Raw genomic sequence first — 11,266 nt, forward strand, 5'->3', positions numbered from 1 at the left:
CACGTGTCACCTTCGAGATAGTACCACACACCACTGGATTCAACCCAGCCAGTAGACATTGCTCCACTCTCACTCAAATAATACCATTGATTACCATCTCTGACCCAACCAGTTGCCATCGCACCAGTAGAACTCAAGTAGTACCATTTATCCGCTTCCTGATGCCAGCCTTTCACCACTTCACCAGCAGATGTATAAAAATACCACGCACCATTTTCTTGCTTCCAACCAGTCGTTATTGGAACTTTAGTCTCAGTTTTAATAACATCTCCTACATAAGATTGGAGGTAACGAGGAGCAAAAGAAGTAAGAGGAGAGTTTGCTACCATTCTATCTGAAGACCCCAAAGATAATTTATCCTTCTCTGACTTCCTTTCTGTCATCTCCTCAGATACATTTTCTCTTACTGTATTCATGGTCTCGACAGGATTTTCTTTCGCATCTTCAGGAATTCTACTGCCAGCTAGTGTAACTGGTAAATCATGCATACTGTCAATTCTACCGGCCAGTAGACCTGTAATTTCTTGACCTGCATCTTCTTTATTAAAGGTGAAAAGTAGAGTTTTTTGATCTGCTTGGGTCAAGAAGGTAGCTTTGTGTCCATTCGCTAAAGTCAAAGTCGGAATAGAATTTACTAGTACCTCAGAATCAAATTGCATAGCTAAGATACCTTGTTCTGCATCCTCTTCTTCTGTTTCCAATTTACGAACGTCCCTGATAGTTACACTCGTTGGATATACCGGATCTTTTGTTAAAAAGTCCCAATTAAATTTTCTAAATGATAGGGTATAGTCATTTTGTCCTTTTTCAGTGTGTTCATACAAGATACCATACTCCCCATTTCCTAATTCTTGGAGCGAATTATAGGCAAACTCTCCTTTTTGAATTGGTCTATGATGTAACCAAGTCAAGTCTCCGTTGTCCTCTACACGAGCCAAATGAGCCATTCCATTCGTCCGTTTAGGTCCTCCTGAATTGGTTAAAATGATGTATTCTTTTCCTTCGTGCATGGTGTGAATAGCAGCCATTTGGACATAAACATCTTTAACCTGATTGTATCTCTTGATTTCCTTGTCCCAAGTTTGCCCACCATCTTTACTTGTGGCAACCTGTAAATCACCCGTTAATCCTCTCATAAAGAGTTTCACATCACCATTATTTAACTGTACAGCAATTGACTCTGTATTTTGGGCAGGACTATTATTCATAGTTGAGGAATGAATTTTCCTTCCGCCTACTGTCCTATCATCATTGACAGCAGCTCCAGCCTGCCATGTTTCTCCATGGTCATCTGAATAAATCAAACGAGAAGACTGGGATCCGCTTAGATGGGAGATAGCATTGGTGGTATAAGTAGGAACTAAGATACGACCCTTGTGCTCTCCTGTTCTAAGCACAATTCCTGTACCTGGACCTGTTCCTAAAAATTTCATCCAATCTTGGCGAATTGATGGTGTAATATCTCTTGGTTGCGACCATGTTTTCCCATCATCATCACTATAAGAAAGCCACAAATAGCTCGTATAGGCTACACGAAATGGATTTTTAGCAGATGGAGCAAAGTAGATATTCCCAAGAAGCTCTTCTCCTTTATAGAGGTCACCCTTATCTCTGTAGGCTTCTTCTTTTGGATCCACTACAACGCGATAATCTGTTTTTTGATTATTTGCATCATATACTTCTCCGTTTTCTCGGACAGTATATGCTTGATTTTCCCCTTGTTTATATAGTAATTGATAGTGCTTATCTCCAACTTGTTGATAAGCTTTTTGAGGTTTGTTTGGCATTCCAAAGACAGCTCGACCTTCTGGAAACATATCGTAGATTGAAAAAATTCTCTTTGTGGTAGGATCTTGAACCAAGACCATATCGATATTAAGTGGAGATGGTGCCTGCGGATCTTTTGCTTCTGGATTGTCTCGCAAGTTGGTCAAGGTTAAGGTTGGCTGCCAAGTAGTTCCCCCATCCTCACTTCTCCTAACGACCATAGCAATATCTCCCCAATCAGAATGGTGGAGACGACGCTGATCTGCCCCTGCCAGTAATGTTCCTTTATCCGTACGTAGCAAAGCTGGAATCCGATAACTCTTAATTCCTTCACTATTTGGCTTACCATTGACACCGCTCATAAACAACTCTTGCTTCTCTGTCAAGACTGCCCCTTCAGGAAGTGACGGCTCAATATCTGTCACATCAAATAACTGGCTACGTTTTTTGACTTCCTCTGGAGTTAGAGCACGATTGTATACAGTCAGATTACGAATAGAGAGATTTGAGCCCCACTTCAGTTCTCCTGCTCTATTAGTTGCACCTAACTGAAGTTTATCCACATCTGGCATGTCTGCCAGGAATTTCCCTGACTTTTTATTCGTACGAGATAATACACCATTCACATAAAGACGAACCTGACCATTTGGACTATCCTTTCTTGGTCTTTCAACAGTAAAAGTAACCGAATTATACTTGCCTGGTCTAATCTTCAAAGGCGCATCTGTATAACTTCCATAAAATTGACTACCATCAGCTCCACGTCCCTCTATCAAAGCTGTCCCATTATTGATTGCCATTGTAAAGTACTCATTTACTTTAGTTGTACTGGAAGCAGAAAAGAGATTGTAAAAACTAGGACCATCAGCAGCCGGTTTGAACTCCACATGAACAGTTGCATTTTGGAGTCCCTTTACTTTCTCTAATTCATCAGACAAGTCTACTCTTTTTCCATTTGAATCATTCGTCTCTAAGTCATCTTTTTCTATCACTGTTTCGACATTTTCCAAATCTCGTGCATAGTAATCTCTTGGAATTTTTTCTTCTTGCTTATCTTCCCTTTCTTGTTCTTGCTCATTGCCAGAAAGTTCAGTCTCTGAAACAGACTCTACATGCTCTGCAGGAAGAGTTATATTTTCTCCTTCCTCAGAAGGCTGGCTCTTTTCTGTATCAGTTAGGGTTGAGCTCCCCCCCCCCCGAAAGTTGAGTTTCATTTGCCAGAGGTTGCTCACTCGCCCCTTCTTGAGCTAAAACAGGAGACGTTCCAAACACCACTGCTCCCACAATCATAGAAACCGCTCCTACCGATAGTTTCCTAATGCTATAACGACACTTACGTTCTTGAACATTCCGATTCATACTGTTCCTCTCTATATCTATATCCCGATTTCTGAAATAAGACATTTACTCCAGAAAATGCACTTAGTTTGTCTTTTCTTAACTTTCTTTTACTACAGTTCATTTAAATGACAAAAATGAACTAAACAAACTATCTCAAATTGGTGCCAAATTTCCCCTCTCCTTTCTCCAATCAGACTCCTGCCAATCTAGTTTATCTACCAGGACACCGCTGCAATTAAACTAAAATATCTCTTTATAAGCAAATGATGGACATCAGCTTATGCTATTTACACCATACTTCCTGCTCAATCCTTATCGAACACTTTTTCAAATAGCTTTTCATAAGCATAAATACTTGTAGAAATAATGGGAAATATAATCAAGCTCACAATCAGAATCTTATCCAGCTTAAAGGGGACAATCCCAAATAAGTGAAGAAATAAATCAATCAGAAAACTGTCGAAAAAAACTGTCAAAAGTAGTTCAATTTGTCTTTTTCTCTGCTTTTTTGTCTTGAATGCCTTAAATATCATATTATTCCCCTTTTCTAAGCTTCAATCCCTTCTCTCTATCTGTCATTTCGCATAGCTGCTACTATTTTTACAGCAATCTATCTTTAAATATACATAAAGATAAGATTCTATCACTTTTTATAAGTGTTAGCAAATTTATTATACCTCATTTCTAAAACGCTTTCAATACAGTGTAGTATAATAGATTTTAGTTTCAAGAAACTCTTTTGTATAATAATATCCTTGAAAGTAGTTTCAGATGAACATTTATAGTCCATAAAAAGAAAACAGAGACTCATCTGTTTTTTACACTCAATGAAAATCAAAGAGCAAACTAAGAAGCTAGCCGCATGATGCTCAAAACACCGTTTTGAGGTTGTAGATGAAACTGACGAAGTCAGTAACCATACCTACGGCAAGGCGAAGCTGACGTGGTTTGAAGAGATTTTTGGAAAGTATTAACACCTACAGACAAGCCTGACGATAGCAAGAACTACCCTACTCGATAGGTATCGGCTTTTGCTTTCTGAAAAAAATTATTTTAAGCAATTTGACAAAGCTAGCAACAAAAAATTCTATAAATATTTCCATGATAAAACGCATAGTATCAAGTCTTCTTAATCCCCTGATACTATGCGTGTTTGTGATTTTTAAGATTTTGTGCCTAGAGTCGACTCCTTATTTTAGATATTTGAAAGGAATCTCACTCCCACAGAGCCAGTTATAAACATGGTCATTGACAAAAACATTCATGGCTTCGTGGGCATACTCAGGCATGATGCGATAAGCCTTATCGCAGATCAAACGATTGTAAATCGCAAACTGGGTAATGGGATAGCAAACATCGTCGTCCAAGCCCGTAATCATCTTAACCTCACCTTGGATACGATGGGCAAGATTTTTGACATCGATATAGGCAAGGGTCGCCATGATTTCCTCCTCTGTTTCATGAAAAGGATCGTGGAACTTGAAATAACGGAAAAGTTCATCATAAGCCTCACTAGTATTGCCAATCTCAATCACCCGTCTGAAGTCTGACAAGAAGGGATAGATGGAAACTGTTTTCTGAATTCGAGGATTGAGCGCTGCTGCAACCAAAGCTAGAGCACCACCTTGAGAGGCACCATAGCTAGAAAGACGCTTCTCATCTACCTCAGGCAGATTAGCAATAATTTCAACCAACTGGTAAATATCCAGATAAACATCCTTATAAAAGAGGTGATCCCGACCCTCCACAGCACCACGGATAATATGTCCCTTAACCGTATTTCCTAGAGGAGAACGCAAACCGTCTTGTGAATAGCCCGACTGGCCTCGAACATCCATGGAAACAACACCGTAACCAGCTACGGTGAAGCCCAGCATGTCGGCCCAATCCCAGCCACGTCCCATATAACCATGAAAATGGAAGATTAGCGGAACCTTCTCCTCACTCTTTGGAAGAACGACGCGTGCATAGACCTTGCCTTCATTGCTTCCTTCAAAGGTTAGTTCATAGCACTTGACTTGAGGAATGTGGAAATCTCTTTCCTCCAAGTGGTAGGCTGGAAGCGTGGAAACTTTTTTCACTTCCTCATCCCAGAAAGCATCAAAATCTTCCGGAACCTCGTCCCTGCCTTTATAAGTCTTCATTTCTTCTAACAAAGCTGGATTTTTCATAGCATGCTCCTTTTATTTTGTAATCGCTACCACAACTGTAGCACATCTAAGAAAGCAATGCAAGAAAGAAGGATAAATAGAAAGTGAATTTAGCTTTTCCTCCTTCAAGCCTATTGACTGAAAGTAGTTTTAGAAACGAAAAAAGAGCATTTCGCTCTTCTTCCTTTATTCAATCTTAGTTTTTTGCTTCTTTCTTTTGGAAAGTAGTTTGGTAATTTACTTTAATCGTTACTGTCATATGAGAGTCCTCGTTTCTTTTTGATGACTCTAGTATAAGGGTCAAACCTGAAAGCTAGCTTAAGTTTTCCTTAGAGAAAGCTTAATCCAGATGTTCTTTCTTTTCCAAATGAAGGGCAATCATGCGCCACTCTGGATCCTCTTGCCAGCCTTCAATAGAACTAATGTAGCTAGCAACCTTTCTGGCTTCTTCTAAAATCGGAAAATCTTCGATAATATCAGCTACTTGAAACTCTGGGAGTCCTGACTGTCTGGTTCCAAAAATTTCACCTGAACCACGCATTTTCAAATCTTCTTCGGCCAGGACAAATCCATTGGTCGTTTCTGTCATGATGCGCATGCGGTCGTTCCCAGAATCAGTCTTGGGATTGGCAACGAGAACAGCATAGGACTGCTTGTCCCCCCGACCGACACGACCTCTAAGCTGGTGAAGCTGACTGAGACCGAAACGGTCGGCATCCATGATAATCATGACCGTAGCATTAGGAACGTTGACCCCAACCTCGATAACCGTCGTCGAAACCAGAATATCCGTCTTTCTCTCTTTGAAATCCTGCATGATCTGGTCTTTTTCGTCACTCTTCATCTTACCATGTAGAAGAGCCACTTCTGCCTTACCTGCAAAATGAGCCGTCAGCTCTTCTGATAAGGCAATGGCATTTTTCAAATCTAGAGCTTCTGATTCTTCAATCAAAGGAGAGATGACATAGGCTTGAGAACCTTTTTGGATTTCCCCCTCTAACCAAGTCAAAACCTGAGCTAGTTGCTCATGTTTGATCCAGCGCGTCACAATAGGCTTCCGACCTGCTGGCATCTGGTCGATAATGGAAACATCCATATCTCCAAAGGCTGTGATGGCAAGCGTCCGTGGAATGGGAGTCGCCGTCATCATGAGGACATCTGGATTGTCGCCTTTTTCCCGTAAAATACGCCTTTGCCCCACACCAAAACGGTGTTGCTCATCGATGATAATCAAACCAAGACGAGCATACTCCACCCCATCCTGAATCAGAGCGTGGGTTCCGATAATCAAATCAGCCTCACCCTTAGCAATAGTCTCCGAGACTTCTCTCTTTTCTGCAGCTTTTAAGGAACCTGTCAAGAGAGCCAGTTTTAGGTCTGGAAAGAGACTCTGTAGACTCTCAAAATGTTGCTCTGCAAGGATTTCTGTTGGCACCATGAGGGCTGCTTGATAGCCAGCTGTCACCGCCGCAAACATGGCCAAGCCAGCGACCACCGTTTTTCCGCTCCCCACATCCCCTTGTAGGAGACGATTCATGTGGTGGTCGGACTTCATATCGGTTAAAATTTCCAGCAAACTTTTTTCTTGAGCTGGGGTCAAGGAAAAAGGTAGATTTTCTTTAACTACTGTCACTTTTTCCTGAGACCAATTCAGAACCAGACCACTTCCCTGAACTCTATTTTCAGACTTGAGCGTCTGCAATTGCATTTGAAAATAAAAGAGTTCCTCAAATTTGATACGGCGAAGAGCCTGCTTGTATTCTGCCAAATCCTTGGGGAAATGCATGGCACGAACAGCCTGACAACGGGACATGAGTTTGTATTTGTCTAGTAAAGACTGGGGCAGATTTTCTTCTATCAAGAGGTCCAGTCCCTGATCAAAGGCTGTCTTGATAACTTTGACCAGACTGGCCTGACTGATTCCCTGAGCCAAGCGATAGACAGGTTGGAGATCATCTTCCACCTGAGCCAGGACCTTCATCCCAGTCAGACTAGCCTTGGCACGGTCCCATTTTCCAAAGACAGCAAGAGTTGCTCCCAACTCTATCTTATCAGCCAGATAGGGCTGGTTAAAGAAGTTCACCGCAAAAACGACTTCTCCCTGCTTGAGGCTAAAGCGCAGACGATTGCGCTTGAAACCATAATACTGGACACTGGCAGGAGTCACTACTTGTCCAGACAGAACTGCCTTTTCTCCGTCTTCCAGCTCCAGCACTTGCTTGGTTTTGAAATCTTCATATCTGAAAGGAAAGTAAAGCAAGAGGTCTTGCAAGTTTTCAATTCCTAGTTTGGCGTATTTTTCTGCTGACTTTGGTCCCACACCAGGTAAGACATGCAAGGGTTGATGTAGATTCATGCTCCACTCCTTTCTTTTCTAATCATATTCTCTCGGAATGCGGTCGCTGAGAAGACAAACCACCTCATAGTTAATAGTCCCACGGTAGGACGCTACCTGAGTTGCAGTGATTTCCTTATCCCCATTGGAGCCAATCAAGGTTACCTTGGTTCCGAGTGGGTAAGGCTTAGGCAATCGAATAGTGATTTGGTCCATCGAAACCCTGCCGACAATTGGGCAAGCTTGGCCATCTACCAAGACAGAGAAATTTTCCATGTCTCTTGTCCATCCATCTGCATAGCCGATTGGCACGGTCGCGATGACCTGCTCGCTATCTGCCTGATAGGTCGCCCCGTAGCCCATGCAAGCTCCAGCTGAAACTGTCTTGACATGAACCAGAGCAGACTCCAAGGTCAAGGCTGGAATCAAGTCATAGGGTAAATCCAAGACCTCTCCGCTAGGATTAAGACCATACATGGCATCTCCCATACGGATCGCATTAAAAATAGTCTCTGCATGCCAAAGGGTCGTTGCCGAATTACTGGCATGAACCAGCTCTGGAAGACCTTTCATACTTGATAGAATGGTTTTAAACCGTTCTAACTGGGCATTAAAATAGTCATCTGATTCCTCATCAGCAGTCGCAAAGTGGGTAAAGATTCCTTCAACACGAACACCGTGTTGTTGGAGCAAGTCTTGAGCCTGATCAGCCTCACTAGCCTCTCTAAAACCAATCCGTCCCATCCCTGAGTCAATCTTGAGGTGAACTGTCAATCCAGTTAGGTCCGCTTCCTTATCTAAGAGTGCTTGAATCCACTCCAGTCCAGCCACTGTCAAGGTGATGTCATATTCTTTAGCTAGAGCAACAACTTCTAGCTCAGAAACTCCTAAAATGAGGATTGGCTTGCTGAGTCCAGCTTGTCTGAGTTCAATAGCTTCATCAATATTGGAAACGCAGAAGCCATCGACATCATCTTGAATCGCATTGGCAACAGCTACTGCCCCATGCCCATAGGCATTGGCTTTGACCACTGCCCACTTGAGTGTCCCCTCAGGGATATGAGCCCCCATTTGCTGAATATTGTGTCGAATAGCTCCCAGATGAATCAGAGCCTTGGTTGGTCTATGCGGACTAGCTTGCATGATTTTCCTCCAAAATGACACTGGCTGTCACAAACTGATCGGTATGGCTGATAGATAGCCAAATTTTTCCTGAAAATGGTGACTGACTAAAATAAGGCGCCCCGCGTTCATTGTTTAAGACTTCTAAATCCTGAAAACCGAGCTTGCCAATTCCCGTTCCCATGGCCTTGGAAAAGGCTTCTTTAGCCGACCAGCGACCAGCCAAATATTCGATTTGCCTGCGCCCTTTAAGACTGTTAAACCGTTCCATTTCCTTGGCTGTCAGCACGCGCTTGGCAAAGCCTTCATGTCGTGCAGCCGCTCTTTCTATCGAAGCCAATTCTTCGATGTCAATTCCGTGTCCAACTATCATTCTCATCAAAAGGAGTTGAGATTCCCCAACTCCATCCTTTTCACTTATTCTGCCAAGGTAGCATAGATTTCTTCTACCAAAGCCTCTGTATTTTCCCAACCTAGGCAAGGATCTGTAATAGAGCAGCCAAAGACCTCTGGTTGGTTTTGACGACCATCTGCTAGGTAAGATTCAATCATAAATCCTCGAACTGTCTTTTTAATTTTCTCATTCCAATCACGATTTTGCAAGGTCTGGCGAACAATTCGAATCTGCTCCATATACTGCTTGCCTGAGTTATCATGGTTGGTATCAATGAGGATAAAGGGATTTTCAAGTCCCATGGTTTCATAGCGTTCAATGGCTTGGAGTAGGTTTTCATAGTAGTAATTCGGCATATAATTGCCATACTCATTAACTGCTCCACGGAGGATGACATGGGACAAAGGATTACCTGAAGTCTCAACTTCCTGCCCATGATAAAGGAAGGTTTGCTTATTTTGAGCAGCATAGATGGCGTTAAACATAACACCCAAATTTCCTGAGGTTGGATTTTTCATCCCTACTGGTGCATCAATCCCAGAAGCCACAAAGCGGTGCTCTTGGTCTTCCACAGAACGAGCGCCAACAGCATGGTAGCTGACCAAGTCATCCACCAAGATTAGATTTGACGGATAAAGCATCTCATCTGCCGTCGTCAAACCAGTCTCTGTAATCACTCGGTAGTGCAACTGGCGCACAGCCTGCAAACCGTTAATCAGGCTTGGAGCCTTAGAAGTGTCTGGCTGGTGAACCAACCCTTTATAGCCGTCTCCGTTGGTACGAGGCTTAGCAGTATAAACGCGCATAACCATGAAAATCTTGTCCGCTACCTTCTTTTGCAAGGCTGACAAGCGGCGGGCATATTCCAAGACAGCTTCTTCATTATCAGAAGAGCAAGGACCAATTACCAAAAGGAGACGGTCATCTTCCCCTGAAATAATGTCTGCCAATTCCCTGTCACGGCTTTCCTTGAGTCTCAAGGCTTCCGCAGACAATTGGGTTTCAGCCTTAATGACTTCCATATCGATTTCTTGACCTTTTTCAATAAATGCCATCTTATTCTCCTAACGTTTTGTAAATTTCTCTGACAAGAGCTTCTGTGTTATCCCAACCCAAGCAAGGGTCTGTGATAGACTTACCAAATACTTCTGGCTCATTTTGTCGACCATCTTCCAGATAAGACTCAATCATAAAACCACGAACGAACTGCTTAATTTTTTCATTCCAAGCACGGTTAATCAAGGTCTGGCGGACAATTCGGATCTGTTCCATATACTGCTTACCAGAATTGTCATGATTGGTATCAATGATGATAAAAGGATTTTCCAAGCCCATTTTCTCATACTGGGCAATGGTCTCAATTAAATTGTCATAATAGTAGTTGGGAATATTGTTACCATACTCATTAAGAGCACCACGAAGAATAGCGTGTGAAAGCGGGTTCCCAGTTGTTTCTACTTCTTTTCCTAAGAAAAGGAAACTTTGTTTGTTTTGAGCAGCATAAATCCCATTAAACATGACATTGAGATTTCCAGAGGTTGGATTTTTAAAACCAGTAGAAAATCCTGCCCCACTTGCCACAAAGCGGTGTTGCTGGTCTTCAACTGAACGGGCACCAACTGCCATGTAAGAAATCAAATCATCTACAAGCGGAAGGTTTTCAGGATAAAGCATTTCATCAGCAGTTGTCATCCCTGTTTCTGTGATGACACGATAGTGAAGATGGCGAACGGCTTTGATTCCATTGATAAGACTAGGCGCTTCTGTCGCGTTAGGCTGGTGAATCAAGCCCTTATAGCCATCTCCGTTGGTACGGGGTTTGGCAGTATAAACACGCATAACCATAAAGATACGATCTGCCACTTCTTCTTGTAGGACTGCCAAACGCTTAGCGTATTCAAGGACAGCTTCTTCGTTGTCAGATGAGCACGGACCGATTACCAAGAGAATCCGCTGGTCTTCTCCACGCATGATGGCTTCTAGCTCTTGATCGCGCTGTGATTTTCTCTCCAAAGCTTGGCCTTCTAATTTTGATAAGGCACGAACTTCTTCGATATTTATTTTAGGACTTTTTGCTGTAAATACCATAAGTCATCTCCTTATAAAGCAAACGGATACCAAGTAAAAATTTACTTTTCACAAGATATCCGCCTCTAA

The 11,266-nt window shown here is 42.4% G+C and carries 9 protein-coding genes; all 9 read right to left on the reverse strand.

Annotation, left to right across the window (positions count from 1 at the left end):
- Window positions 1-2,981: sialidase domain-containing protein (locus HT687_RS00630; protein ID WP_345890528.1), on the reverse strand; the 2,981-nt coding region annotated here is incomplete at its 3' end.
- A complete protein-coding gene (locus tag HT687_RS12270) occupies window positions 2,938-3,171 on the reverse strand; it encodes a YSIRK-type signal peptide-containing protein (protein ID WP_316043892.1) in 234 nt (77 codons plus the stop codon). The genes HT687_RS12270 and HT687_RS00630, both read right to left, overlap by 44 nt.
- Before the next feature lie 242 nt (window positions 3,172-3,413).
- The gene (locus HT687_RS00635; protein ID WP_000576348.1) at window positions 3,414-3,641 is read right to left on the reverse strand and encodes a hypothetical protein; all 228 of its coding nucleotides are present in this window, start codon (window positions 3,639-3,641) and stop codon (window positions 3,414-3,416) included.
- 657 nt (window positions 3,642-4,298) lie between these two features.
- Complete coding sequence (locus HT687_RS00640; protein ID WP_138701048.1) at window positions 4,299-5,279, reverse strand: acetylxylan esterase; 981 nt, start codon at window positions 5,277-5,279, stop codon at window positions 4,299-4,301.
- A gap of 319 nt (window positions 5,280-5,598) precedes the next feature.
- A complete protein-coding gene (gene recG / locus HT687_RS00645) occupies window positions 5,599-7,614 on the reverse strand; it encodes an ATP-dependent DNA helicase RecG (protein WP_054388005.1) in 2,016 nt (671 codons plus the stop codon).
- Between the two features lie 18 nt (window positions 7,615-7,632).
- Window positions 7,633-8,736: an alanine racemase gene (gene alr / locus HT687_RS00650; protein WP_023935689.1), complete on the reverse strand. Its 1,104-nt coding sequence runs from the start codon at window positions 8,734-8,736 to the stop codon at window positions 7,633-7,635.
- Window positions 8,726-9,088, reverse strand: a complete 363-nt coding sequence (acpS, locus tag HT687_RS00655; protein WP_031233486.1) for a holo-ACP synthase — start codon at window positions 9,086-9,088, stop codon at window positions 8,726-8,728. Before acpS ends, alr begins: the two co-directional genes overlap by 11 nt.
- A gap of 44 nt (window positions 9,089-9,132) precedes the next feature.
- Window positions 9,133-10,164: a 3-deoxy-7-phosphoheptulonate synthase gene (locus HT687_RS00660; RefSeq protein WP_000864063.1), complete on the reverse strand. Its 1,032-nt coding sequence runs from the start codon at window positions 10,162-10,164 to the stop codon at window positions 9,133-9,135.
- Between the two features lies 1 nt (window position 10,165).
- Window positions 10,166-11,197 carry a 3-deoxy-7-phosphoheptulonate synthase gene (locus tag HT687_RS00665; protein WP_000232198.1) on the reverse strand — a complete coding sequence of 344 codons (1,032 nt, stop codon included), beginning with the start codon at window positions 11,195-11,197 and terminating at the stop codon, window positions 10,166-10,168.
- Window positions 11,198-11,266 lie beyond the last annotated feature (69 nt).

The sequence above is a fragment of the Streptococcus sp. 1449 genome, from assembly GCF_013276805.1.
GTDB lineage: Bacteria > Bacillota > Bacilli > Lactobacillales > Streptococcaceae > Streptococcus > Streptococcus pseudopneumoniae.

What these genes read in the sequence shown, in the direction of transcription:
- alr (WP_023935689.1), bottom strand. Translation starts at nt 8,736, where the DNA reads ATGCAAGCTAGTCCGCATAGACCAACCAAGGCTCTGATTCATCTGGGA.
- HT687_RS00665 (WP_000232198.1), bottom strand. Translation starts at nt 11,197, where the DNA reads ATGGTATTTACAGCAAAAAGTCCTAAAATAAATATCGAAGAAGTTCGT.
- HT687_RS12270 (WP_316043892.1), bottom strand. Translation starts at nt 3,171, where the DNA reads ATGTCTTATTTCAGAAATCGGGATATAGATATAGAGAGGAACAGTATG.
- acpS (WP_031233486.1), bottom strand. Translation starts at nt 9,088, where the DNA reads ATGATAGTTGGACACGGAATTGACATCGAAGAATTGGCTTCGATAGAA.
- HT687_RS00640 (WP_138701048.1), bottom strand. Translation starts at nt 5,279, where the DNA reads ATGAAAAATCCAGCTTTGTTAGAAGAAATGAAGACTTATAAAGGCAGG.
- HT687_RS00635 (WP_000576348.1), bottom strand. Translation starts at nt 3,641, where the DNA reads ATGATATTTAAGGCATTCAAGACAAAAAAGCAGAGAAAAAGACAAATT.
- HT687_RS00660 (WP_000864063.1), bottom strand. Translation starts at nt 10,164, where the DNA reads ATGGCATTTATTGAAAAAGGTCAAGAAATCGATATGGAAGTCATTAAG.
- recG (WP_054388005.1), bottom strand. Translation starts at nt 7,614, where the DNA reads ATGAATCTACATCAACCCTTGCATGTCTTACCTGGTGTGGGACCAAAG.